This window comes from Anaerotruncus sp. 80, from assembly GCF_009936115.1.
Lineage (GTDB): Bacteria > Bacillota > Clostridia > Peptostreptococcales > Anaerovoracaceae > Senimuribacter > Senimuribacter intestinalis.
In genome coordinates this window covers 15,407-41,742 of the sequence record NZ_QWES01000016.1, presented here as the reverse complement: position 1 = coordinate 41,742, position 26,336 = coordinate 15,407, and the positions used below count along the sequence as shown (strand labels likewise).

The window sequence follows — 26,336 nt, the reverse complement described above, 5'->3', positions numbered from 1 at the left end:
AAATTGAAGTTTTTCTTATGATAGCCACAGCTTCCGAAAAGGAAGCCGTGGCAGTAAAGTTTGTGTTATGTTGATTTTATAATTTGATGTACATCATCGATTGATTATGCGTACATTTCTTCGAATAACTTTCTCAGTCCTTCGTGTTCTCTCAGGCACTGCAGAGTGATTGCTGCGTGACCCTTAGTGTAACCGTTACCAACGATCATGTTCACGTCTTTACCAACACCTTCTGCACCAAGAGCTGCCTTAGTGAAGGAAGTAGCCATGGAGAAGAAGTATACAACACCGTCATCCTTAGTAGCTAAGATGGAGGCCATTTCTGTGTTTTCAATGTTTACACAGTTAATAACTACGTCGAACAGTTCGCCGTCAGTTAATTCCATAGCTTTGTTGTACATGCCAACTGCATCTGTAGCGTCCATGTGGAAATATTCGTCAGCTAAATCTAATGCTCTCGCTCTGTCTTCGGACTTCTGGGAACCAGCTGCGCAAACAACTTTACCAGTTACGCCAGCTCTCTTCTTTGCTTCGTATAAGCACAGCAGGCCGGATTTTCCGCCGCCACCGATAACCAGAATTTTCTGACCGGACTGGCACAGTTTAGCAGCCTGTGCAGGAGCACCAGCTACGTCTAATGCGGATAAAGCAAGTCCTTCCGGCATATCGTCAGGAATGATTCCGTAGATACCGCTCTGGAACAGGATAGCCTGACCTTTGATATCAACCTGGTCGATGGTTGGTCTCATTTCCAGAATTTCTTCGATTACCAGTGGAGTCAGGGACAGGGATACTAATGTAGCAATCTTGTCGCCGACTTTCAGTTCTCCAACGTAGTTAGGACCAACTTCTTTAACAGTACCAAGCAGCATACCGCCGGAACCAGTCCAAGGGTTCTTGTGCTTACCAGCTTTAGCAACAATGTTCATCATTGTCTGCTTTACTTTTTCCTGATCTTCAGGAGAGTTTTCGATATCTGCAGGCTTCTTGCCATCGCAGGATCTTCTAACGATTTCAGTGAAAGAAGCAGAGTCAACGTTTAAAGTCTTAACGTCAATCAGTACTTCGTTATCGTAAATTTCCATAGTGTTATCGATCACATCTGCTGGCTGTGGTAAAACACCTTTTGGTGAAATAACTCTGTGGGTTCCGTAAGGGCATCCTTTTTTCATAATAATCATCCTCCTAGAAAAATATTAACTCTTTTAAAATTTATGCCAAGGCATAATTTATGACTATCTATATTATAAAACTGTTGCCGCTTAGTGTCCATAGTCCAATTTTAGCTCACTTCTAAATAATTTTTAAATTAACAATCGAACCGATTTGTGTTCGTTTTTCAAAAGAACAGAACCACTTTCGGTTCATTCGTTTATGCATAAAGTTCAGCAAACAGTCTCATGATTCTTTCGTCTTCTCTAAGAACCTGAAGAGCTGCATTGGCATGTCCCTTTGTATAACCGTTACCAATGAGCATGTTTACGTCTTTGCCGACACCTTCTGCACCTAAAGCAGCCTTTGTAAAGTTGGTCGCCATGGAGAAGAAGTATACCATACCGCCATCTTTGCATGCCATAATGGAAGCCATTTCTGTGTTAGGAATATTAACTACGTTGATCACAACATCAGCCAGTTCACCGTCAGTTGCTTCCATGATTTCGTTATACATTTCCACAGCGTCAGTTGCATTGACTACCATGTATTCGTCAGCACATTTTACAGACATTGCTCTGTTCAGGGATTTCTTGAAGCCGTCAACGCAGATAACTTTGCCGTTGATACCTACCTGCTTCTTTGCCTGCCAGCAGCACAGGATACCGGATTTTCCGCCGCCGCCCATTACGACAACAGTGTCGCCAGGCTTACAGATCTTTGCAGTCTGCGCAGGTGCACCAGCTACGTCCAGAACAGACAATGCCAGTTCTTTCGGCATATCTTTCGGCAGAATACCGAAAAGTCCAGACTGGAACAAAATAGCCTGACCTTTGATATCAACCTGGTCAATGTCAGCTCTCACTTCTTTGATCTCGTCAATCTTCAGCGGTGTCAGAGACAGGGATACCAGTGTTGCGATTTTATCGCCAACGCGCAGATCCCCTTTGTAGTTCGGTCCGATTTCCTTTACTTTACCGATTAGCATACCGCCGGAACCAGTCCAAGGATTCTTGTGTTTTCCTGTTTTTTCTACAATGCCCAGAATGATTTCCTTAATTTTTTCTACATCACCCTCCGCTCTCTTTTCAATTTCAGTAAAAGAAGCAGAGTCAATGTTCAGTGTGTGAACATCGATTAAAACCTCGTTATCATAAATCTCCATCGTATTGTCGATGATGTCAGCCGGCTGCGGAAGTGCTCCTTTCGGACTGATGACTCTGTGGGTGCCATAAAGGTCGCCTTTTTTGTAAGTTTTGCTTTCCATATATATCTCCTTTTTCATTATATTAACGTATTTGTGCAACGATCATTCTAATAAGCAAAAGTCGTGCCAAAACTAAAAACCCACTGTTACCAATGGGTTTGCAGTTTTTCCTGTTTAGTTTTTCTATTTTTCGAACCGTTTTGTGTTCATAAGCTTTTTATGCGAACCGTTTTGTGTTCGCTTGTGGTGAGAACTCATTTAAAGCTCATACTTTTTCTTCTTGCGCACCAGCTGTGTCTGGCTAATTCCAATAGCTTTAGCAACTTTTCTGGTCGACCCGTACTTTTCACAGGCATGCTTGATAATGTTTTTTTCAAAGTTGTCTACCATCTTCTCCAAATCCATCACCTTTCCAGTCTCCTCCTGCATAGAAGCAAAGTCCAAGCTGCTGGTTTCAAAGACCTCCGCGTGAAGTTCTCGCATGACATCAAGAAGGGTAATCTGCTCTCCTTTTGCCGAAATCATCAGCCTCTGCACCATGTTTTCCAGTTCCCTGATATTACCCGGCCACTCGCACTGTTTCAGATATTCCACAGCATCGTCGTCTATCTTTCTTTGAATTTCAAACTTATCACTATATTTTTTAAGAAAATGGTTCACCAAAGCCGGAATGTCTCCGGAACGTTCCCTCAGATTTGGCACTTTAAGGCGCACTACGTTGAGTCTGTAGTAAAGGTCCCGACGAAAGCGCTGTTCTTCTATCATATCCTCAAGATCCCGGTTGGTCGCCGACAGAATTCTCACATTGGTCTTAATTGGCGTAGTGCCACCGACCCTGAAAAACTCACCATCCTGAATGACACGAAGCAGCTTTGCCTGCATGTCCGCCTGCAGTTCGCCGATCTCATCCAGAAAAATATCCCCATTATCCGCAAGCTCAAAAAAGCCTTTTTTCCCCGCAGCGTTAGCGCCAGTAAAGGCCCCTTTCTCGTATCCAAAGAATTCAGATTCTATCAGGGTTGGGGAAATTGATGCGCAGTTCACTTTGATAAAGGGCTGCATCTTCCGGTTACTGTTTTTGTGAATGATATTGGCAACTTTTTCTTTACCAACGCCGGTATCTCCTGTAATCAGCACGTTACAGTCGTATTTTGAAACGGTCAGAATCTCGTCCAAAACGCTTGCCATGGCTCTGCTTTCACATACAAAATCCTCCAGCAAAGTCTGTCTCATCCCGGAGACCTCCATTAGACGTGTCTGCCTGTTAATCGGATAGGATGGGTCGTCGTCCACACTTCTGTCCGTAGTTTCAGCCTTTTCGATATACGGCACCATATCCTTGACAATTTCAATATCGAATTCATCATAGGCCTCCAAATAGCCGTCAGCACATCTGATATCCAGCTGTCTGGAGATAGATTCCGTGATATAAAGGGCGATATTATAATTGTTAATCAGGTTCGCAAATACAACAGTTCCACCGCTTTTTGTAGCAAGAATATTGATTGTTTCCGCTCCCGGAATGTCCGCACAGTTAATAGATAAATCAAATAGCGAATCCGCCTGCAGACCGGAAAGACACTCCATCGGCTTTAAAATATCCACATAATGAACTTTAGTAAATACTTTTGCAATCAAATCGTCAATGGACTTTCCACACAGCACTGCGTCGGTTTTTTTGTCCAGTAAACACACAACCTCTGCATCTTCGCGCGCCACTTTACGTACCGCATAGCCAAAGAGCAAATTAGACAAAAGATTGTTTCCTACGATAAGAAATTTTCGTTTGCCAACCGCCGTATTACTGATTCTGTAAAGGGTTCCCGACTCATTAAATGCAAAAAGCAGCAGGTTAATCGGAATCCCTACAGGTCTTCGAACCAGCGGTACTTCATCATATAAAATAGCGTAGCCCTCTACCTCTATTTGCCCAAAAGCTTTATCTATAGACAGAATTTTATCTATATAGATTGGCACCGATGCCAAAGATGCATTGCAGACAACCTCTTCCCCGGGCACAAAATTTTTTTTGTTGTCGTATTCAGGTCCAATTTCTGACACTGTACCATACACCAGTCCGCCTGTATCCGTCACTGGATTGTGCAGCTTGCCACGTCTGATTACAATGTCCATTATTTTCTGCTTGATTCGCTGGTCGTTGTCATTGGCTTCCAGACAAATTTGTTTAAAGCTGGTTCCCTCTATATGAATTCGCTTAATATCCACCCTAATTTCTGCCGGCGACAGCTTACGTCCGTTGTCAAGTCGCCATGCCGAAGTCGGCAAAACATGCTGTGGCTCCAATACACGATTGGTTCCATAATTATGGGTCATTTTCGATTCACTCCTTTTTCATGCGAACCCATTTCGGTTCATTTCCTTTGTAATTTCAATAATAACCCATTGGCACATAATTTGCAATTATTATTTACAGATAATCTTTTTGGTTATATAATAAAAGTAACTTTTTTACATGATAAGGAGAATTAAAATGGAAGAGAAAATCACATCATTAATCAGAGTCAGAATGTCCGCTAAAGATGCTCACTACGGTGGAGAGCTGGTTGACGGCGCACATATGGTTCACCTGTTCGGCGATGTTGCTACTGAACTGTTAATCAAGCTAGACGGAGATGAAGGTCTGTTCTGCGCTTACGACAACGTAGAATTCTTAGCTCCTACTTACGCTGGAGACTACATCGAAGCTTACGGCGAAATCACTAAAATCGGAAACACTTCCAGAAAGATGACTTTCGAAGCAAGAAAAGTTATCGTTTCCAGAAAAGACATCAACGCTTCCGCTGCTGATTTCTTAGAAGAACCAATCGTAGTTGCAAGAGCTACTGGTACTTGCGTAACTCCGAAAGATTTCAAGAGAAAATAAGTTTTTTGCAAAAACTTCCCCTTGCCATTCTGTTGGCGAGGGGTTTTCTTTTGCACTTTTACCGGAAAGTAAGAAGGTGCAAAGCATACCATAGTTCGGCTAGCGCAAACAATGTACTGCATCACAATCCCGTTCCCACTTGTAAGGAGAACGCCCCAACTTTACAAGTCGGGGCGTTTAGGAAAATGTTTATTAGAATTATTATCTAGCATGATAATGGGTGTGGAGCAGGTGGTGTGCCTTCTCACTGCCCGGCTTCTCCAGATAAGTCTTATACAGTTCCTTGATGACAGGATTCTTGTGAGACTTTCTTACGAAGCTTTCGTGATCGCTCTTGTACAGCGCTTTTGCTCTCTCCGCGCCTAAATCCATCCAGTTGCGAACAGAAGAAGGCTGCTGCGGCTGACCGCCGCCGTTGACACATCCGCCCGGACAAGCCATGACTTCTACAAAATCAAAATGCTCACCCGCCTGGATTCTTTCCATCAAAGCCCTCGCATTGCCAAGACCATGAGCTGCGGCCGCTTTAATCGTTACATCGCCAATCTGCAGCTCTACTTCTTTAATTCCTTTTTCTTTTCCGCGTACATCCATGTAATCGATAGAATCAGAACTTTCACCCGTGATAATATCTGCAACAGTACGCAGCGCTGCTTCCATGACACCACCAGTCGCGCCGAAAATCGTGGCAGCACCGGTGGAAACGCCCAGCGGATTGTCAAAATCGCCGTCAGGAAGCGCCGGAAAGTCGATACCAAATGCCTGAATTGCCTTGGCAAGTTCTCTGGTAGTCAGCACCAAATCTACATCAGGATAGCCTGTTGCTGCAAGTTCTTCTCGCTGTGCCTCAAATTTCTTCGCCGTACAAGGCATAATAGAAACAACTGCAATATTAGCAGGATCAATACCAGCCTTCTCCGCATAATAAGATTTGATCATCGCACCAAGCATTTCGTGCGGAGATTTGCACGAAGAAAGGTTATCCAACATATCCGGGAAGAAATGCTCGCAGAACTTAATCCAGCCCGGTGAGCAAGAAGTAATCAATGGCAGTTTTCCGCCGTTCTGCAGACGATTGAGAAGTTCGGTGCCTTCTTCCATAATCGTAAGGTCAGCGCCAGTATCCGTATCAAACACTTTATCAAACCCGATCATGCGCAGTGCAGTTACCATCTTTCCTGTTACATCTATGCCCAGCGGCATATCAAATTCTTCACCGAGAGCCGCTCTAACAGCTGGCGCAGTCTGAACCACGACATGCTTTGTCGAATCTTTCATAATCTCCCAAAGTTCGTCAAGGCTGGAATGCTCCTGCAGCGCACCGGTTGGGCAAACGTTAATGCACTGTCCACAGTTGACACATTTAGATTCGTCAATCGGACGATTGAATGTTGTGCTAACAACCGTGCCGAAACCTCTGTTGATGACATCAATTGCGCCAACTGTCTGTACATTGTGGCAGACACTGATACATCTTCTACATAAAATACACCGATTCGGGTCACGCATGATGGAAATACCGTTGTCGATATCCATAACCTGATTGGCTGTCACCACTTCCTGATTCTTTGCATAATTGGCAAACTCTGTATCCATGGTGTTAGCCAAAGTCTTTAGTTCGCATCCCGTAGAACCTCTATTGCAGCTCTGGCACATAGCAGGATGATTGGACAGAATCAACTCCAAATTCTTTTTTCTAAAGTTGAGAATGTCCGGCGTATGGGTTTTGACCACCATACCCTCCGCAACCTTCTGCACGCAGGAAGCCTGCCAGTTCTTTGCACCTTCCACTTCGACAAGGCACATACGGCAACAACCGATTTCGCAGACGTCCTTCAAAAAACACAAGGTAGGAATTTTGATGTTGACCTGTTTTGCCGCCTGTAATATCGTGTAATCCTCTGGCACGTTGACATCCATGCCGTCTATGGTTAATTGTACTCTTTTCTTATTCTTCATCACTTCGCCCTCCAGTTTATGCGTTCTTCATGATAGCCTTAAACGGACATTTTTCCATGCAGACGCCGCATTTGAGACATTTTTCATTGTCGATGACGTAAGGTGTTGTCTTGCTGCCAGAAATACACTGCGCAGGACAGTTTCTCGCGCAAAGACCACAATGCTTACAAAGTTCATCATGCACCACGAACCGCAGCATCGATACGCATACGCCAGCCGGACATTTTTTGTCTACCACGTGGGCTTCATACTCATCGCGGAAATATTTCAGCGTAGACAGTACCGGGTTCGGCGCCGTCTGACCCAGACCGCAAAGTGCACCCTTCTTGATGTTTTTCGCCAGATATTCCAGTTCGTCCAGATCTTCCAACGTACCTTTTCCATCGGTAATCTTCGTCAGAATTTCCAGCATTCTCTTCGTACCGATCCGGCATGGAGGACATTTTCCGCAGGATTCGTCTACGGTAAATTCCAGATAGAATTTTGCGATATCCACCATACAGGTATCCTCGTCCATGACGATCATACCGCCGGAACCCATCATGGACTGCAGCTCGATCAGAGAGTCATAGTCGATTGGGCTATCAAGGAATTCTGCCGGAATACAGCCACCGGAAGGTCCACCGGTCTGCACTGCCTTAAATTTCTTTCCGTTTGGAATGCCGCCGCCGATTTCGTAAATGATTTCACGCAGCGTCGTACCCATCGGGACTTCTACAAGTCCTGTATTGTTGATCTTTCCGCCAAGGGCAAAGACTTTGGTGCCGTGGGATTTCTCCGTACCGATGCCGGCAAACCAATCTGCGCCTTTGATGATAATCTGCGGAATATTAGAAAGCGTTTCCACGTTATTGATAATGGTCGGCTTTGCAAAGAGACCTTCTACTGCCGGGAATGGCGGTTTCAGTCTTGGTTCGCCGCGGTTTCCTTCGATGGAAGTCAAAAGCGCAGTTTCTTCACCACATACAAAAGCGCCAGCACCCAATCTGATATCTAAATCGAATTTAAATTTCAGACCCAGTACATTATCTCCTAAAAGACCATATTCTCTCGCCTGCTCGATGGCAAGGGCCAGTCTCTGTACTGCAATTGGATATTCCGCACGAACATATACATAGCCCTGGGACGCGCCGATGGCATATCCTGCGATTGCCATTGCTTCAATGACGGCATGGGGATCGCCTTCCAGAACAGATCTATCCATGAATGCGCCCGGGTCGCCCTCGTCAGCGTTACATACCACATACTTTTCCTTTTCCTGCTGATCTGCAGCAAACTGCCACTTGACGCCAGTCGGAAAACCGCCGCCGCCTCTGCCGCGCAGCCCTGCGTCTTTCATCGTCTTGATGACGTCTTCCGGCTCCATCTCTGTCAGCACCTTTGCCAACGCTTCATATCCGCCGTAAGCGATATATTCGTCGATGTTTTCTGGATCGATTCTGCCGCAGTTTCTCAGAGAAATACGCATCTGCTTAGAAAAGAAATCAAGTTCATTTTCTGATTTCAAACGTTCTACGACTCTGCCATTTTTGATGTGAGCTTCCCAGATTTCGTTGATGTCATCCGGCGTTACGTTGGTGTACATGACGTTTTCCGGATAAACCATCAAAATCGGACCCTCCGCACAAAGACCAAAACATCCCGTCTGCACGATATGCACACGATCATGCAGCCCGTCTCTGTCCATCAGTTCATTGAGTTTTTCCCGATTTTTAATTGCGCCTGATGAAGTACAGCCTGTACCGCAGCAGGTCATTATGTAAATTCTGTTATCATCGTTTCCGATTCTGTTGCCAAAAGACTGCAGTGTTGTATCTTTAATCTTCTGGATATCTTTGATTGTCTTAACCATCGTTTCCTCCCGTTATTCCATAAACTCATACTGATTCATGATTTCGTCTACCTGTTCCGGGGTCAGTCTTCCGTAAACCTCATCGTTGATGGTGACGACAGGCGCCAGACCGCAAGCGCCAATACACCGGCAGGAATCCAGGGAGAATTTACCGTCCGGCGTACATTCTCCAACATCAATGGAAAGCCGTTCCAGGAATTTTCCCAAAATGTCTCCAGCACCTTTTACGTAACACGCCGTTCCCATACAGACATTAATTTTGTACTTTCCCTTCTTTTTCAAGGAAAATTGGGAATAAAATGTTACGACGCCGTAAACCTTCGCCATGGAAACGCCCAGCCCGTCGGCAATTCGCTCCTGCACCTCATACGGCAGATAGCCAAAGACCTCCTGCGCCTCATGGAGGATTGGAATCAGCGCGCCTCGCTCATCTTTATGCTTTTCGATGATTTCGTCAAGCTGCGCAAACTTTGCAGTCATTTCTTTGCAGTTACACATGTTTTTCTCCTTCGAAAATGATAGATATAGATATAGATATAGATATAATTCCATAAGATGGCAACCACCCGTTAAATTTTTAACCCGAATTGGTTAATTTTTTAACCTTTACCATCGTTTTCATTTTATAACAAATTTTCTGATTTGTCAACTTTTCGTCAGATAAAAAATAAAAGATTTTATGACATTAAAGTAAGATTTGTGAATTTACCACAAAATCCAAATATATGTGCAACGAATTTTATGGGTTTTATCATAACAAAAAACGCAGCACGCCGAACCTGCCGTTCGGCGTGCTGCATCAATTCTCTACAAAACTGCTGCCTATGTTCAATAAACAAATTGTATCAAGTCTATTACTTTTCCACCTGAGATATATACGTACACCACTTGATTTCCACTTCTGTAAACCCACTCTTTAATGCCGTAGTAAGTCGCTTTGCTGACAGGCTTCCCCCAAGTTGTCAAGAGCGCCTGCTTACTGGTCATGCCGACATATAATTTATTCCCAAAATACACCATATCGCTATAAGAATCCAATTTCTGCCCGCGCGAATTATATAACGATGCACTTATTTTTGTGCCAGCAGCATGGGTGCCGATATATACCTTAGTCTTCAGCAATTTCTTCGATTGATTAATTTTTTTCTTATATGTCTTTCCACCAATCTTTATTTTTATCATATCGCCTGCAGAAACATTTGAACACTCCACATACGCATATTTTGATGATTTATATACATATTTATAAATCTCAAGATTGGCAGACTTTCTTTTTTTCACCGTCTTTGTGATACTGGTACTGCTTCCGTAATCATTTGTTACAGTAATCTTGATTTTCTTTCCAAATTTCTGCTTCGGAATTTTCAATTCAAATTCACCGCTTCGTTTATCAGCAACAGTTTTGTAGGTTTTGCCATCTAACACTGTCTTTACCGTTGCGCCCAGCGCTGCTTCGCCGACAATCGTACTCGTTTTATCGTAGATATTATTGACCTTAATATAAACTTCTGCATTTTCAACAGTTCCTTCTGTTGTAATTACCTTTCCGGAATCATCTTCCGCCGTGATAATTATCTTTTCGCCCAACTTTTGCTGCGGATAAGGGGCATCCAGCGCAACAGTAATTTCATCATCAATAATTTTACACGGGTATGTTTCGCCGCCTACCGTAACTGTTGCTTTTACAATTTTCTCATCGGGGAGTTTACTGATAAATGCCCCCATTCCTTTTCTTTCTGCAATAACAAGAAAGAACTCCGTACTGCTCTGCCCCACATTGACAGTTACAGTCGTAGATACCTCACCAAAAGTTTTCGAGCCGACTGTCTTTACAGTAATAATGGCAGTCCCCGGCGCCTTTGCCCGAATCACTCCGTCGGCGTCTACTGTCGCTACAGCAGGATTATCCGACGTATAAGAAAAGCCTGTACCATCTCCCGAAGCCTTCGCCTTTATTTGCACCGGATCACTTTTCGGAAACAAATCAAATGTATTTTCTTTAATTGTGATTTCCTGTTCTTTCGGTGCAATTTCAAAGTATCTGGTAATCGTGCCGTGAAATTTGCCTCTCCCTATAATATCTACTCGAGCCGTACCAACTTCTATATTATTAGAGTATTTAAGAACATAATCACTAAGCTCGCTCAATTTCTTTCCTTGATAAGTTACAATGATTGGCTCGGCATTTTGGCGCTTACCGTTATAAACTTTTTTAGGTTCGTATTGCACTTCAGCTTTTGCGATGTTGATACGTGTCTCATAACGATAATTCACTTTTCCAGAAAATCCTCCGATACCGCGAATTTCAATATAGCCACAGGTTTCTTCATCAGTATAATTACCAACAGTATAGTCTTTTCCTTCTTCTAAAAGCATTTTCCCATAGGTAATGGTAAATTGCGGCCGCTCTCCCTTTTCTGTGAATTCCGGAAAGTTAAACTTGCAATAAGTTCCGATTGATCTCGGGTAAATGTCTAGCTCACTACGCAGTTCTCCACAGTAATCATTAATTCCTTTAGCAATAACCTCCATTTTGCCCGGCATCACATTGTTTCTATACTCCAGTGTATAATCAACACCTTCCGTCAATCTGTGATTCGCCACCCATACTTCTACTTTGTTCGCAATCAGCTCTTCCCCTGTATACGTAAAAGTCGATGGATCTGTACGCATAAATGAATCCCTGGATATATCTATCTTCTGCACTTCTTCCTGTCCAGGGGACTGTGTCTCATCCCCTGCATCTTCTGCAAAAATACCCGCAGGGAAACTGCAAAGCAGCATCATCAAAGATAATACAATCACAATGGCTCGTTTCATTTCATTCTTCCTTTCTTTCGCTGTGTCTTATTACTTATTATTATATTCCAGCCAATCACATCTGTAAAGCCCCCACTGTTTTTTATAGAAAATACTCAATAAATGAAAAGGGATTGTCACTCAAGTAGCTACATGATATAATACAATTAAAAAGACGATTAATTATTATAAATATGGAGGAATCAACATGATGAAAAAGAAAATCTTTGTAATTTTTCTTTCACTTGCACTGATTGTTGCATGCATTCCAGGTAATATGCTCCTATCTTATGCTGATTTTAGTCCTGCCTACGATTACGATTACGATGATGATGAATTAGGTGGCGACGATTACGAAATCGAATTTATTGACGCAACCGAAGAAAAAGGACAGTTATTTGTTTATTGGGTACCTAAGCACGGATTCAACGAGTACGATGTACTCCACTACGAGGTTTCTGTCAAATATCCTGAAAGCGATGAGTTTGTATTTCTTAAAAAAATTGCCAGTGATGACGAAGAATATCAGTACTGGGTCCCAGTTGAGGTTGAAGACGAATATGGCGATGATGAAGACGGATGGGCAGAAATGGATGCTTACGGATTTGACTTTCCAGTTACCAAAAGAGGGTATTACGAATTCAGAGTCCGCGCCTGCTACAGGGACGACTGGGAAGAAGGAGAATTCTACACAGAGTGGGTCACCGGCGGCGGTCTATACCTGAATATGAAAAAGCCCGTCGTAAAAACGAAAACTTTAAGTTCTACAGAAGTACTTCTATCTTGGGATCCTGTTGAGGGCGCATCCGATTATATCGTTTACCGCGCAAAGAGCTTAAAAGGTAAATATTACGAAATGGGAACTGTGAATGAATTTTTTCCTGGAGAGGAAGTCTCCACATACTGGATTGACGAAGGTCTTCCTAACAGAACATACTATTACTATGTAGTACCCGCTGCAAAGTATGTCGGATTTTTGCACCATGGAACTCCTTCCAAAACGGTAACAGGAACCACTGGCGTCTTAAAATCTAAAATCAGCAGCATCTCTTCTTCCGCAAAGAAAGTAACCATTCGCTGGAAGAAGGACGTGACTGCCAGCGGCTATGAAATTTACAGATCTACCAGCCCATCCAGTGGCTACAAAAAAATAACCACCATCAAGAGTAGTTCCAAAACTAGCTATACAGATACCAAAAAAGCCCCTGGAAAAAAATATTACTATAAAGTGCGCGCGTATAAGATAATCGATGGCAAAAAAATAACAGGACCTTACAGCAATCGAAAATCTATTACCGTTAAAAAATAACTATGTCTTATCGCGGAGTGCACCGAAAATTTCGGCGCACTCTGTTGCGATTACAGACAAAAACTCGTTTTATGCTGCTTGCGCTGGCCTCCTTCACACTTTTGTCTCCAAAGGCCGCGTAAAAATGCCGAAACGGCTGAAATCTTTTCAGCCGCCCCAGCATTTTTCATAGCGTTCTACATTTTATTTCTCGTTATGCAAAAGCTTATGCTCTTTTCCTTTCAAGATACCATCATACAGGCTCAGTGCCACCGGGTTCTGATCTGATGACTTAATCTGGGAACGGCTGTCAAAACGATAAAGTCCCGCCTGTCTTGCCGCACTGTTGGTAGTTTCCTGACCGTTGGAAACCGGCTGACCGCCGCCGTTTACACAGCCGCCAGGACAAGTCATAACCTCAATGAAGTCATATTTCACATTACCTGCTTCCATCTCATCAAGAATCTTGCTTGCATTGCCAAGACCGTTTATGATAGCAATTCTTACATCCTTGCCATCAAGGCTCACCGTCGCTTCCTTAATAGCGTCATTGCCGCGAACGCCAGAGAACTTGATTTCATCCAGTTCTTCCGGTCTGCTGCTCTTTGTCAGATAACGAAGCACCGCTTCTGTTACGCCTCCTGTGTTTCCGAAGATTGCACCTGCACCGGAGGACATTCCAAACGGCATATCGAGAGCTTCCGGTGTGATTTCAGCCATGTTGATACCAGTGGATTTAATCATGCTGGCAATCTCGGTTGTAGTCAGAACGTAATCCACATTCTGTTCGCCATCGGTGAAATGTTCCGGACGGATAATTTCACCTTTCTTCGCAGTACAAGGCATGATAGAAACCACAACAGTTCTTCTGGAATCCTCCGCCTTCTTCATTCTTGCCTCTTCCTTAATCAGCGCCCCAAACATCTGCTGCGGAGAGCGACAGGTAGAAATATGTTTTGCAAACTGCGGATATTTGTCCTCACAGAACTTCACCCATGCCGGACAGCAAGAAGTGAACAACGGCAGATTTTCGCCGGATTTCAGTCGCTCTACAAACTCGCCTGCTTCTTCGATGACCGTCAGGTCAGCACCGAAGTCTGTATCGTAAACCTCTTCAAAGCCGATATAACGCATTGCAGCTGCCAGATGTCCCAGCGCATTGACGCCTTTTTCCATGCCAAAAGCTTCACCAACTGCCACACGAACTGCCGGCGCAATCTGTGCAACAACGCGTACATTCTTGTCCTCCAATAACTGCCAAACTGGTTCTGTATCAGACTTAATGGTGATTGCGCCGGTCGGACAAACCACGCGGCACTGTCCGCAGCCAACACAATTGGTTTCGTTTAAATCTCGCATAAACGGTGTTGTCATCAGCATGTTGGAGCCTCTGTTTGTGAAACCCAGAACACCGACTCCCTCTACTTCGTGGCACATACGCACGCAGTCACCGCAGAGAATACACTTATTTGCATCCCGCACAACACAAGGAGATGTGGTATCCATCGGATACTGCTCTCTATAATTCTCAAAACGAATGTCAGTTACGCCCAGACGGTTTGCCAGATTCTGCAGATCGCAGACACCGTTTGCAGCACAGGTTGTGCAGTCTCTGCAGTGAGCAGCAAGCAACAGCTCGATGACCATCTTTCTGTGGTGCTGAATTTTACGGGTATGTGTAAAAATTTTCATGCCATCTCTGGGTCTTTCGGAACAAGAAGCAAAGACTTTTCCCTTGTCATCCTCCACTACACACAGACGACAGGCGCCGTGGGTAGAAAGCTCGGAGTGATAACAGAAAGTAGGGATGTCAATGCCTGCGTTACGAATGACCGTCAGGACATTTTTTTCATCTGTAAATTCTACTTTTCTATTGTTGATTGTCATAAATCCCATGATTTTTCTTCCTCCTACCACTCGATATGAATTGCATCAAACGCACAGTCAGACAGACATGCGCCGCACTTGATACAAGTCTCAGTGTCAATATGATATGCTTTTCTAATCTGACCGGAAATCGCACCTGCCGGGCAGTTTCTTGCACACTTGCTGCAGCCCTTGCACTTATCAGGGTCAATAATAAATTTCTGCAGCGCAGTACAGTTTCTGGAAATACATTTCTTTTCCAGCACGTGCTGCTCATATTCTTCACGGAAGAATTTCAGCGTACTCATAACAGGCTGTGCCGCGCACTTTCCAAGACCGCAAAGTGCTGTATCCGTAATAGTTTCCGCCAGTTCTTCCAGCATGTCGAGATCTTCCAGTGTTCCCTTGCCGCCAACGATTCTCTCTAAGATTTCCAGCATACGCTTGGTGCCTTCACGACATGGAACGCACTTACCGCAGCTTTCGTTCTGGGTAAAGTTCATGAAGAAACGGGATACCTCTACCATACAGGTATTTTCATCCATGACTACCATACCGCCGGAACCGATCATCGCGCCGATTTTCTTCAGGGAGTCAAAGTCCAGCTTCATGTCCAGATGTTCTTCCGTCAAACAACCGCCGGACGGACCGCCAATCTGTACCGCCTTAAACTTTTTATCGTCCTTAATGCCGCCGCCGATATCAAAGATAACTTCGCGCAAAGTGGTTCCCATCGGCACCTCAATCAGCCCTGTATGTTTTACGCTTCCGGTCAGGGCGAACGCCTTTGTTCCGGAGTTATTTTCTGTTCCAATGCTTGCAAAAGCCTCAGCGCCGTCTGCGATAATCATCGGCACGTTGGCATAGGTTTCTACGTTGTTCAAAACAGTCGGCTTGTCAAAGAGCCCCTGTTCTACTGTTCTAGGAGGTTTTACTCTCGGCATACCGCGGTTTCCTTCGATGGAGGAGGTCAAAGCACTTCCTTCACCACATACAAAAGCGCCGGCACCTCTGTTGATATGTAACTTAAAGCTGAAATCTGTGCCCATAATATGGTCGCCCAGAAGTCCTGCTTCTTCCGCCTGTGCAATAGCATTTTTCAGACGGCTGATTGCCAGAGGATATTCTGCACGAACGTAGATATAACCTTCATCAGAGCCTACAGCGTAAGCTGCCAGCGCCATACCTTCGATCATCTTGTGCGGGTCGCCTTCCATGATACTTCTGTCCATAAATGCGCCCGGATCGCCTTCGTCACCGTTACAGACAACGTAACGTTTCTTCTCTTCCTGTCTAGCAACCTGGGTCCACTTTTTGCCCGTCGGGAAACCTGCACCGCCTCTGCCGCGAAGACCTGCCGCCAGCACCTCATCGATGACCTGCTGCGGGCTCATTTCAAATAAAGCCTTCTCCAAAGCCGTGTAGCCGCCGATCGCAATGTATTCCTGAATATGTTCGGCATCGATGGAACCGCAGTTTTTCAGTACGCTTCTGTGCTGCTTTTCGTAGAAATGGATTTCATCCTGCTTTGGACATTCCTTACCATCCTGCTGGAACACCAGTCTGGTAATCAGTTCCCCTCTTTCGATGGTTCTGTGGAAAATCTCTTCGCAGTCAGCAAGCTTCACCTTAGTGTAAAGGATATCCTGTGGCTCAATTTTCATCAGAGGACCCATTTCGCAGAAACCGTGACAGCCGCTCTTGCGAACTACAACGTCTCCATCACCATGAACAACCTCCGGTTCAAATACTACCTCCACATCTGGATTCTGTGCAACCAGCTCACACATCTTATCGTAAATCTCTGCAGAACCTCCTGCGATACAGCCGGTGCCCGCACAGATTAAAATTCTGCACTTATTGCTTTCTATTTCTTTCTTCGAAGCCTCACGAACTTTAGCGAGAGACTGTCTGTCTGTAATTTTATTCATGTTACACTCCTCTCAATTCGCGAACTAAATCAATCGCCTTTTCCGGCGTCATTGCCGGATACACCTTATCATTGACCGTTAATACCGGTGCAAGACCACATGCTCCCAGGCAGGATACGGTTTCCAAGGTAAACAGCATGTCTTCTGTAGTCTGCTTTCCCTTAAAAAGCCCTAGCTCACTGTACAGCGCTTCCAGAATTGGAATGGACTTGCGCACATGACAGGCAGTTCCGTCACAGACTTTAATCAAATATTTGCCCTTTGGCTCAAATGAGAAGTTCTCATAAAAAGTCGCTACACTGTAGGCCTGGGACTCCGGTATGTTCAGCTTACCTGCAACATAACTGAGTAGCTCCGGCGGAAGGTAGCGATACTCTTCTTGTATCTCCTGTATAATTGGAATTAGGTCCTTTTGGGTTCGCCCATGGGACGCTATGATCTCATCGGTTTTGTCATAATACTCTTTTTCCAGCATGTTTGTTGTACACCTCGCATCAATGCCTTGTTCGGCAAAAACGACGCCTTTTCCTTTCTATCTTTTTGTTATGCTTTCATTCTATTGGTTTGATATTTGCTTGTCAACAGGCAAACGCGAAATTATCCAAAAAAATATATAAAAATGCGTAAAAAGAACAAAAACTGCTACTTTTTAGCAGCAGTTTTTGGGTAATAATCCTATTTTATTGTAATATGCACTGTTATCTTACTGCAGGCTTTCTGCAATCGTATCAGCCAGCTGTTCCAGCTGTGCATAAGTATCTTCGTTCAAGGAAGAAGCCACAGTCAGCCCTTCGTTTAAAAGGGTCGTGTTCTTCATCTTGCTGACAGCTTCGATCATCTTTGGACCTGCCTGCGGTGCCCATGTGCCGTTGCAAACCGTGGCCACAGTTCGGTTCTGCAGGTTCAGCGCCGCCATGTCCTCCAGGAAATTTGCCATAACCGGGAACACATTCAGGTTATATGTAACGGAAAACAGCGCCAGATGGCTGTACTTAAATGCCTCTGCGATTAGATAGGATACGTGAGTGCAGGACACATCGTAAAGCGCTACGTTAGCAATGCCTTTTTCGCACAGCTTTGTTGCCAGAATATTAGCTGCCGCCTCTGTATTCCCATACATGGAAGCATAAGCGATCATCACGCCCTTTTCTTCCGGCGTATAAGTGGACCACTTGTTATATTTGTCCAGAATGTAGTCAAAATCCTGTCTCCAAACCGGTCCGTGGAGCGGGCAGATATATTTAATATCCAGACCAGCCGCTTTTTTCAGTAGGTTCTGCACGTTGGCTCCAAACTTGCCGACGATATTGGTGTAGTATCTTCTGGCATCGTCCAGCCAGTCTCTATCGAAGTTCACTTCATCTGCAAAGAGTTTACCATCCAGAGATCCAAAAGATCCAAACGCATCAGCAGCAAAGAGCACACCGTTTGTCGTATCGAAGGATACCATCGCCTCAGGCCAGTGCACCATCGGCGCCATAACGAAAGTCACCTGATGTTTTCCAAAGGACTTCACGTCGCCTTCTTTCACGGTTTCCACATTGTCTGTATGGAATCTGAACTGTCTCATAAAGTCAGCTGCCTTGACACTGCAGATAATCTTTACATCCGGATATCTGAGAAGAATCTCCTCAATAGATGCACCATGGTCCGGCTCCATATGGTTGATCACCATGTAATCCAGTTTTTTTCCGTCTAATACATATTCAATATTGTCCAGGAACTGTCTGCAGACAGACCAGTCCGCTGTATCAAACAGAACCGTCTGCTCATCCATCAGCAAATAGGAATTGTAAGAAGTTCCTCTCGGAATCGGATGAATATTTTCAAATAAATTTAATCTCTTGTCGTTTGCTCCAACCCAGTAGAGATCATCTGTTACCTTTCTAACACAATGCATAATCACTCATTCCTCCTTTATCACTCTAATCGTTATCATTTTACCACAGAGTTCTTCAATGTCAAACACTGTTGAGATTTTTCGTATCATGAAAAATCTCAGCAAAAGTATAAAAATCTTTAATAGTTCCTTTATACCCTCTTTCTTTCAGCTTAAAAGATACTCAGTTCCCATTCTTTGCTCAGTGCTTCCAGCATTTTAATCCCGGCAACGCTGTTGCCTTTGCGATCCAAGGCAGGTGAATAGATTCCGATTCCCATGCGATTCGGGCAGTCCGCCATAATACCACCGCCAACGCCGCTCTTTGCAGGAATGCCTACTGTCGTTGCAAATTCGCCGGAGCCATCGTACATACCGCTGGTAATCAGTACTGCATTGAGAAAACGAGCATCAGCTTTTGGAATAATCTGCTCTCCCTGACGATTCTTTCCGTGATTCGCAAGCATCAGCGCGATATTTGCAAGGTCCCGGCAGTTGACTTTCATCGAACACATAGCAAAATACACATCTAAAAGTTCATCTACACTGCCGTAAATCATGCCGGAATTTTTCAGAAGATAGCCCAGCGCCCGGTTCTTGTTTCCCGTTTCCCGCTCTGAGCGGTAGACCTCTCTGTCGATTTCCAGATCCGGGTTTCCCGTAATTTTTTTAGAAAACTCCATCAGACGGCGGAATCGCTCTTCATTATCCTTCGCCTTTACCATGCCGCAGACTGCAATCGCACCAATATTTACCATTGGATTGATATGCTCCTTCAAAATCACCGAATCACCGTAGTCAATGGCATTAAACGGTTTTCCCGTTGCTTCTACACCTACATGGGACTTCACCACATCAATACCATTGTCAATGGCGGCGAGCATGAGAAAAATGGTTTTGGCAATACTTTGAATGGTAAAATTCTTGTCCCAATCGCCTGCACAAAATTCTCCTTCTTTCATCGCTACATAAACGCCGATTTTCTCATTGTCAGCCTTAGCAAGTTCAGGAATATAGGAGGCAACCTGCCCTTCCAGGGTGTACCTTCTGCAGTCCTCCAGCACTGCATTTAAAACTTTTTCCATAATAAAATCCTCTCATTATCAAACGATCTCAATTTATTTCAAAAACTTTTTCAGAAATCTCAAGCTGTCCGGATAAGGTGCATAGCGCATCGGCATATCGATCAGCGTAGATTTTTTCAGCACACTCTTTTCATGGGTGAATGTCCTGAAGCTGTATTTTCCATGGTAACAGCCCATGCCGCTTGCTCCCACGCCGCCAAAAGGCATAGATGTGCTGACAAGGTGCATGATGGTATCGTTGACACAGCCGCCGCCAAAAGACAAATGGGTCATAAGATACCGCTCTCTTTCTTTTGACTTTGTAAAGAAATACAACGCCAGTGGCTTCGGGCGAGCCTCGATTTCCCGCTTTACCTCTGCCAGATCCGTAAAGGTCAGCACCGGCAGAATAGGTCCGAAGATTTCTTCCTGCATGGACAGGCTGTTCCAGTCAGCGTCATCCAGAATCACCGGTCCAATCTTGCAGCATCTGTCGTCTGCACCACCAAAGTAGTAAGGGGTTTCTCCCTCTAACATTGCGCCCAGTCTTAAAAAATGCTTTTCACTGATGATCTTACCATAATCCTTGCTTTCCAGCGGATATTGCCCATAGAGCGCTTCTATATTAGCAACCATTGCTGCAAGGAGTTTTTCCTTTATACTGCTGTGCACCAGCACGTAATCCGGCGCTACACAGGTCTGCCCGCAGTTTAAGAATTTGCCCCAGACAATACGCCGTGCTGCCATAGCAATATCGGCAGTTTCATCTACAATGCAGGGGCTTTTTCCGCCAAGCTCCAAGGTGACTGGACACAGATGCTTTGCTGCAGCTTCCATGACCTGCCGGCCCACTGTTTTTCCACCGGTAAAGAAGATATAGTCAAACTTTTCAGCAAGCAAATTCTCATTGGCCTGCCTGCCGCCAGTTACCGTGTACACATAACCTTCGCTGAAAGTCTCATGCAAGATCTTTTCGATGACTTTGGACGTTTCCGGTGAATATGCCGAAGGTTTTACGACTGCGCAGTTGCCTGCTGCCAGCGCACCGATCAGCGGCACCAGCGTAAGCTGCAGCGGATAATTCCACGGCGACATGATCAAAACAACACCGTAAGGGGCTTTGTAAATAATACTCTTTGCCGGAAAATTTGCCAGCGCCGTGCGCGCCCGCTTAGGTCTTGCCAGAGACGAGAGATGTCGCACCATATAGGTGATTTCGCTGTATACAATCCCAATCTCCGTTTCATAGGCTTCGTACCTGGATTTGCCCAGATCCGCATATAATGCCGCATAGAGTTCCTCTTCGTGACGTCTAAGATTCTCCCGAAGTCGCAAAAGTCCCCGCTGTCTATACTGCAGATTCCTACTAATACCCTCTCGAAAAAAAGTTCTCTGTTTTTCTAAAATCTCATATAATTCCATTTAATCCACCCGCTTCCCATCTGCTTTCGATATATCTGCCGCAATACTCTTCCAGCATGCAACAGTTTTCGAAAGCGTCTTTAAGAGTTTTTCCCACACATAACATGCCGTGACTTGCCATAATACATCCGTTATTTTCCCCTAAAGCCTCCAGCGTATGCGTCCAGAGTTCCTCGGTTCCCGGCAGTGCATAAGCTGCCAGCTTTACCGTCTTTCCAAATATTTCCTGCACTTTCACATCTTCTATGGGAACGTCTTTTCTTGCCGCCGCAAAAATAGCACAGTATTTGGAGTGGGTATGGATTACTGCGCCCACATCCCTTCGCACCCTGTAAATTTCCCCATGTAGTCCCTTCTCAGAAGTAGGTCTCAATGAACCTTCCCAGACAAGAGTTTCCAGATTTACCTTTACCATATCCTTCGGCTGAAGCCCTGCATAGTCCAGTCCCGAAGGCGTCACCAGCATAGAGCGTTCGTCCTGCCTCACAGACAGATTGCCATAAGTACCTTGGACGAGTCCAGTTTCCAAAAGTTTTTTCCCATAGACGACTAAATTCTCTCTGTACTCATGCTCCATGGTTCGCCCTTCCTTCCTGGGATTTCACAGCGTTTTCTGCCTTAGAATAATTCTGCAGATAATTCTCCCGCATGAAAACCGCCTCTTCTTCGGAAACAGGGACCGCACCGCCGAGTACCTGGGCTTTGAGTGCGACTTCTGCCTGTTTTTCCAAAACCTGCAGCGCAGTTACCGCTTCAAAAAGGCTGCGCCCCGTGCAGATGGTATAACGATCTTTTACAAAACAGCCTGCGGCATGCTGCAGCGCCGCTTTAATCTGGGGTTCCTCGTAAGGCAGCACTTCTGCTTTCGGACCTATAACCTGCGCCATATCATCGAGGGAAGCCTTAAGAGGTTTTTGTCCCTGTGCTGCCTGCCTGCAATAACGAGTATTGGAAAGCACGATTGCACAGACTTCACTGCCGCCCATAAGGATTGATCCTTCGACAGGATAGATCTGCCGAAGTGCGTCACCAGCATTTTCTCTAATCGTAAATGCGCCGGCAAGATCACCCTCAGTCTCGTAAAAAACGCCGTCCACCCTTACGAGGACTTTATACTTCGCCAGCTGACTATCATCTATCTGCGTCAGCATTTTGGCGTATTTATTTATCATTACAGCAATTTGCTTATTCACGGTTTGCCCTCTTATTCGTATTGATACTGCTGCCAAATACAAAAAATCTGTCATAAAGAAATTCGGTTATCAGGTTGATTAGCATAGTGCCAAAGAGTACAATATACTCGTTTATGCCGCCATCAGTCAGCACACTGCCCCACCAGGTGGACAGCGGTGTAAACACACAGTAAAAGCCGAATACCTTTGCCATGGCAAGAGGCACGTTGCCCGCCGATTTAAAGGTAAATTCCCGATTCAGCGTAAAGTTCCACAGTACTGATGCGATCAGCGCAATCAGATAACACGGCCAATACCTCCAGTGCAACAACTCATTGAGCAGTGTAAACACACCGGTCTGAATGACACCTGCCGATATGGAAAACAATACAAACTTTAACACCTGTAAACGATTTTCTTGCTTCGATAGTTTCTTCATCTCCTTCTCCACCCTTACTTTTAAAAAAATATACCGCAGCCATTGGCTACGGTAATATTATCTCAATAATTCAACCTAAAGTCAAGCCGGCTGCCTAATGCGTCCATGGCAAACGTGTCAGGCAGAAAATGTGGGGTCTTGCCTTGCTGTCATGGCCAAATTCGTTGACAAAAATAGAAATCCGTCAACGCTGGTTCAGCGCTTTAGAGCGGCTGCCCCTATTCTACCTCAAAGACTCTATTGTCCTTGTCGATATATCCGACAGACGCCTTGACTTTGAAAAATTTCTCAGCAAGAGCTGCCAGTTCCTGCGCCGCTTCCTCTACCTTGTCCTTATTCAGGTCTGTAAATCCATCGATCGGGAACAGCACATCACTGGTTTCCTCTGTGATCTTACCGATCTCGCTCTGTCTCCATGTCCAGCGGCGTGTTCTGACCTCGCCTGCGGAAACATATACGACTTCTCCCTCTTCCGGCTTTTCCATCTCGCCGTTTCCAAAAGGTATGAATGTATCTTCTGACTTAGAATGGCGCACCTCCAGCGCTTCATCGATGGTTGCCATATCATGCGCGCCAATCGGCAGATGATACTTAATCGATACAGCATTGCCCAAATCTACGATGGCGTTGATGTGTGGGAATCCCTTGCCCTTAGCAATGCGGTCAAGCAGTGCCTCTATGGAACACATATATCTGTTAGGGTTGATGCCCATTGCACGAAACGCTTCTCTGTAAGGAACGATATCGTCAGCATTCTTTACTTTAATTCCCTCAAAATCCTTCTCGCAGACTTCGATATTTGCCTGCAGCATTGCCTCAAGTTCCGGAATATCTTTGGTATTGTCCATGCCCTTTACTGCTACAATACCAAAATATCCATTAGGCAGAAGGTCAAATACTTCTTTTGCAATTTCAAATCTCATATTCTCTTGTCTCCTTTACATTTTTTGCCCCAGTAAAGTCTACAACTTCTCCTATTTTTTTAGTTTAACACAGTTCTGGAGTAAAGTACAAGAGTATATTTTACTTCTGCCACGGCAAACCTGTGAAATGCCATGGATATTGGATTTTCATACCTAATCCGTTTTTTTGCAAAAAAGGTACTAAGAATTAGGAGCTATTTTATATTAATTAAAAGATTTTTAGCAAATAAAACGGAATTTATCGTATTTTTCTGTTTTTCATGCGTCTATTCCCGTAAAAACTTGCCATCTTATGAAAGTCAACCCCTCAAATTCCATATAATGGATAGTACAATTCAAAGGTTTTAGTACCTTTTTTGTAAAAAACGACTAAAGGTACTAGTCCTACATTTCGTAGGAAGGGGATTCATGCATCTGCCGTGTTACCTCTGCTTGCCTTCTACGTTACTCCCAGGGTTCAATCCGAAGCACCAGTCCGCCAGGAATACCAGTCTCCATATTGGTCGGGTAAAGCCCCACGCGAAATTTCTGTTCGCCTGCCCGATAATACCAGATATAATAATTGAGCGGTTCCTGCCGTTTGGAAGCCTCCGTCATGCTGGCATAGTGATAGCCGCTGCTGCTTTGATTTGACTCTCCACTTCGTTTTTCACAAGCGCGCCATACGCTTTGCGCATAGCCGTCCACCAGTTCCTGGTTCATTTCTTCATCAATGTCAAAAAGGATACTATATGTACCATCCACTACTTCCAAACTCTCTTTTGCTGTACCACAAGGTCTCCCAAAGTCTTTGATTTCACACGCTTTTTCGATGACGTCAGTCCAGGCTGCGCAGCTTTTTTCCATTAAAATCTGTCCTTTTGTCTGCACTTGGGTTTTGCCTGAGCATGCTGTCACGAGAAACATCATCACCGCTGCAAAAGAAACTAGAGTGATTGTCCTTATTTTTACTTTCATTCCATACCGCCTCCTGCAAACAGTGTATGTGCGGACAAAAAAAACAGAACTCAAAATGAAGATATCTTACAAGCATGTATTTAAAATCCATGATACACTATCACTAATCAAAACCAGAAAGGATGGCTTTCCATGGAAAAAGAAACTAGAACAATCTGCTACGATACCGATTTAAAAATTGAAGCCTATCGCTTCGCACATATAAGGCAGCCCTTTCCCAATCACTTCCACGGTTACTATGTACTTGGAATTATCGCTGAGGGTTCGCGGAATATGACTGTCAAAAATATCGACTACTGTGCTCGCGCAGGTGATGTGATAGTCTTTTCTCCTTACCAGAATCACGCATGCCTGCCCGATGGCAACGCCGCTCTTTCCTATTATGGGCTCAACGTTTCCTCGAAAATCATGGAAGAAAGATGCCTAGAGCTAACCGGCAAAAAGTTTCTTCCTGCTTTCGTATCACCGCTGCTGCAGGACGAGGAACTTTACTCGTACATCTACCAGCTTAACCAGTTAATCTTTGAAGAAAGTAAGGAATTTCAGAAAGAGGAACTTTTCCTTTGCCTCATTGAACGTCTGCTCCGCCGTCATGGGTTTGTCCAAGAGGATGATTCGCAGAAAGACTGCGCTAATCCTAGCAGCATAGAAAAAGTCTGTAATTATATCGACGAAAATTTTGATCGGCACATTTCACTGAATGACCTATGCGATATTGCCTGTCAGAGCAAGTCCACCCTGCTGCGCACGTTTACCAGGGAAAAGGGAATCACACCCTATCGATATCTGGAAACGGTTCGGATTAACAAAGCCCGCCAACTTCTGGAGGACGGTTTAAATCCTGCTGAGGCTGCTCTCAACACAGGCTTTTCGGACCAAAGCCATTTCAATCGCTATTTCACCATGTTTACCGGTCTGACACCAGCCCTGTACCGTGATATCCTTCAAAAAAAATTAACAAGAAAGTGAGAATTTTGTCATGAATTTACAAGAAGAAAAATGTGTTATGATTATTGATGAGACGCTGCCCCTTGGCATTATTGCCAACACCGCAGCAATTTTGGGAATTACTCTGGGCAAAGAACTGCCTGAGGTCGTTGGCTGTGATGTGACCGACAGTTCCGGCTCTTTACACAAAGGAATCATCGAATTTCCTGTTCCCATCCTTCGGGGAAACAAAAAAATTCTGCGAGAAATTCGAGAAAAACTCTGCAGACCGGAATTTTCCGACTTGCTGACAGTAGATTTTTCGGATTTGGCGCAGACCTGTAAAACCTATGAAGAATTCACTTTCAAGATGGGCAACACTGCCGAAAGCAACTTAAATTACATAGGGATTGCCATATGCGGATCCAAGAAAAAAGTCAATAAACTAGCAGGCAGTATTGCACTGCTTCGATAAAATAGATGCATAAAAAGGCAGAAACAGCAGTAATCTGCTGTTTCTGTTCGTGACCCTTCGTCAAGGTTTTTCTGCGGGTACACTCTAACCCTAATCGATATCTTTCACTGTTCATAAAGTTTTTATAAAAATTCCATAGA

At 44.6% G+C, this 26,336-nt stretch carries 22 protein-coding genes; 4 read left to right on the top strand and 18 right to left on the bottom strand.

The annotated features are described in order from the left end of the window. Window positions 1–104 precede the first annotated feature (104 nt). The 3 genes from D1155_RS09390 to D1155_RS09380 all read right to left on the bottom strand — a co-directional run bounded on the left by D1155_RS09390 (window position 105) and on the right by D1155_RS09380 (window position 4,693). On the bottom strand, window positions 105–1,172 hold the full coding sequence (locus D1155_RS09390) for a zinc-binding dehydrogenase (RefSeq protein WP_160202139.1): 1,068 nt from the start codon (window positions 1,170–1,172) through the stop codon (window positions 105–107). 200 nt (window positions 1,173–1,372) lie between these two features. Continuing rightward, entirely contained in the window at window positions 1,373–2,419 is a 1,047-nt protein-coding gene (locus tag D1155_RS09385) for a zinc-binding dehydrogenase (RefSeq protein WP_160202138.1), read from the bottom strand. Window positions 2,420–2,617: 198 nt separating this feature from the next. Next, the gene (locus tag D1155_RS09380; protein WP_160202137.1) at window positions 2,618–4,693 is read right to left on the bottom strand and encodes a sigma-54 dependent transcriptional regulator; all 2,076 of its coding nucleotides are present in this window, start codon (window positions 4,691–4,693) and stop codon (window positions 2,618–2,620) included. 169 nt (window positions 4,694–4,862) lie between these two features. Between D1155_RS09380 and D1155_RS09375 the strand changes: the two genes are divergently transcribed. Then, window positions 4,863–5,243, top strand: a complete 381-nt coding sequence (locus tag D1155_RS09375) for a hotdog domain-containing protein (protein ID WP_251615466.1) — start codon at window positions 4,863–4,865, stop codon at window positions 5,241–5,243. Between the two features lie 201 nt (window positions 5,244–5,444). Here the strand turns inward: D1155_RS09375 and D1155_RS09370 are convergent, their stop codons facing one another. The 4 genes from D1155_RS09370 to D1155_RS09355 form a co-directional block, all read right to left on the bottom strand. Beyond that, window positions 5,445–7,202 carry an NADH-dependent [FeFe] hydrogenase, group A6 gene (locus tag D1155_RS09370; protein ID WP_160202135.1) on the bottom strand — a complete coding sequence of 586 codons (1,758 nt, stop codon included), beginning with the start codon at window positions 7,200–7,202 and terminating at the stop codon, window positions 5,445–5,447. 16 nt (window positions 7,203–7,218) lie between these two features. Next, a complete protein-coding gene (nuoF, locus tag D1155_RS09365) occupies window positions 7,219–8,958 on the bottom strand; it encodes an NADH-quinone oxidoreductase subunit NuoF (RefSeq protein ID WP_243151062.1) in 1,740 nt (579 codons plus the stop codon). Between the two features lie 108 nt (window positions 8,959–9,066). After that, on the bottom strand, window positions 9,067–9,552 hold the full coding sequence (locus tag D1155_RS09360) for an NAD(P)H-dependent oxidoreductase subunit E (RefSeq protein ID WP_160202133.1): 486 nt from the start codon (window positions 9,550–9,552) through the stop codon (window positions 9,067–9,069). 330 nt (window positions 9,553–9,882) lie between these two features. Next, window positions 9,883–11,874: an Ig-like domain-containing protein gene (locus D1155_RS09355; RefSeq protein WP_160202132.1), complete on the bottom strand. Its 1,992-nt coding sequence runs from the start codon at window positions 11,872–11,874 to the stop codon at window positions 9,883–9,885. Between the two features lie 187 nt (window positions 11,875–12,061). Here D1155_RS09355 and D1155_RS09350 point away from each other — a divergent pair, with 187 nt between their 5' ends. Next, on the top strand, window positions 12,062–13,162 hold the full coding sequence (locus D1155_RS09350) for a fibronectin type III domain-containing protein (protein WP_160202131.1): 1,101 nt from the start codon (window positions 12,062–12,064) through the stop codon (window positions 13,160–13,162). Between the two features lie 183 nt (window positions 13,163–13,345). Here D1155_RS09350 and D1155_RS09345 read toward each other — a convergent pair whose 3' ends face one another. From D1155_RS09345 to D1155_RS09295, 11 genes are all read right to left on the bottom strand, one after another. After that, window positions 13,346–15,037 carry a [FeFe] hydrogenase, group A gene (locus D1155_RS09345; protein ID WP_160202130.1) on the bottom strand — a complete coding sequence of 564 codons (1,692 nt, stop codon included), beginning with the start codon at window positions 15,035–15,037 and terminating at the stop codon, window positions 13,346–13,348. Window positions 15,038–15,051: 14 nt separating this feature from the next. After that, window positions 15,052–16,938, bottom strand: coding sequence for an NADH-quinone oxidoreductase subunit NuoF (locus tag D1155_RS09340; protein WP_160202129.1), 1,887 nt, complete (start codon window positions 16,936–16,938; stop codon window positions 15,052–15,054). Window position 16,939: 1 nt separating this feature from the next. After that, a complete protein-coding gene (locus tag D1155_RS09335; RefSeq protein ID WP_160202128.1) occupies window positions 16,940–17,413 on the bottom strand; it encodes an NAD(P)H-dependent oxidoreductase subunit E in 474 nt (157 codons plus the stop codon). A gap of 228 nt (window positions 17,414–17,641) precedes the next feature. Continuing rightward, window positions 17,642–18,838: an FprA family A-type flavoprotein gene (locus D1155_RS09330; protein ID WP_160202184.1), complete on the bottom strand. Its 1,197-nt coding sequence runs from the start codon at window positions 18,836–18,838 to the stop codon at window positions 17,642–17,644. Window positions 18,839–18,990: 152 nt separating this feature from the next. After that, the gene (gene glsA, locus D1155_RS09325; RefSeq protein WP_160202127.1) at window positions 18,991–19,902 is read right to left on the bottom strand and encodes a glutaminase A; all 912 of its coding nucleotides are present in this window, start codon (window positions 19,900–19,902) and stop codon (window positions 18,991–18,993) included. Between the two features lie 33 nt (window positions 19,903–19,935). Next, entirely contained in the window at window positions 19,936–21,303 is a 1,368-nt protein-coding gene (locus tag D1155_RS09320) for an aldehyde dehydrogenase (RefSeq protein WP_160202126.1), read from the bottom strand. Continuing rightward, complete coding sequence (locus D1155_RS09315; protein ID WP_160202125.1) at window positions 21,290–21,880, bottom strand: class II aldolase/adducin family protein; 591 nt, start codon at window positions 21,878–21,880, stop codon at window positions 21,290–21,292. The genes D1155_RS09320 and D1155_RS09315 overlap by 14 nt, the downstream gene beginning before the upstream one ends. Beyond that, window positions 21,870–22,496 carry a hypothetical protein gene (locus D1155_RS09310; protein ID WP_160202124.1) on the bottom strand — a complete coding sequence of 209 codons (627 nt, stop codon included), beginning with the start codon at window positions 22,494–22,496 and terminating at the stop codon, window positions 21,870–21,872. The genes D1155_RS09315 and D1155_RS09310 overlap by 11 nt, the downstream gene beginning before the upstream one ends. Beyond that, window positions 22,489–22,914 carry a GtrA family protein gene (locus D1155_RS09305; protein ID WP_160202123.1) on the bottom strand — a complete coding sequence of 142 codons (426 nt, stop codon included), beginning with the start codon at window positions 22,912–22,914 and terminating at the stop codon, window positions 22,489–22,491. The genes D1155_RS09310 and D1155_RS09305 overlap by 8 nt, the downstream gene beginning before the upstream one ends. Window positions 22,915–23,132: 218 nt before the next feature. Beyond that, entirely contained in the window at window positions 23,133–23,837 is a 705-nt protein-coding gene (locus tag D1155_RS09300; RefSeq protein ID WP_160202122.1) for a phenylalanine--tRNA ligase beta subunit-related protein, read from the bottom strand. Between the two features lie 444 nt (window positions 23,838–24,281). After that, window positions 24,282–24,794 (bottom strand): hypothetical protein, encoded by a 513-nt coding sequence (locus tag D1155_RS09295; RefSeq protein WP_160202121.1) that lies wholly within the window; start codon window positions 24,792–24,794, stop codon window positions 24,282–24,284. Window positions 24,795–24,926: 132 nt separating this feature from the next. Here D1155_RS09295 and D1155_RS09290 point away from each other — a divergent pair, with 132 nt between their 5' ends. Together D1155_RS09290 and D1155_RS09285 are read left to right on the top strand one after the other, a co-directional pair. Continuing rightward, the gene (locus D1155_RS09290) at window positions 24,927–25,763 is read left to right on the top strand and encodes an AraC family transcriptional regulator (protein ID WP_160202120.1); all 837 of its coding nucleotides are present in this window, start codon (window positions 24,927–24,929) and stop codon (window positions 25,761–25,763) included. A gap of 10 nt (window positions 25,764–25,773) precedes the next feature. Then, on the top strand, window positions 25,774–26,196 hold the full coding sequence (locus D1155_RS09285; RefSeq protein ID WP_160202119.1) for a DUF2000 domain-containing protein: 423 nt from the start codon (window positions 25,774–25,776) through the stop codon (window positions 26,194–26,196). The last annotated feature ends 140 nt before the right edge of the window (window positions 26,197–26,336 follow it).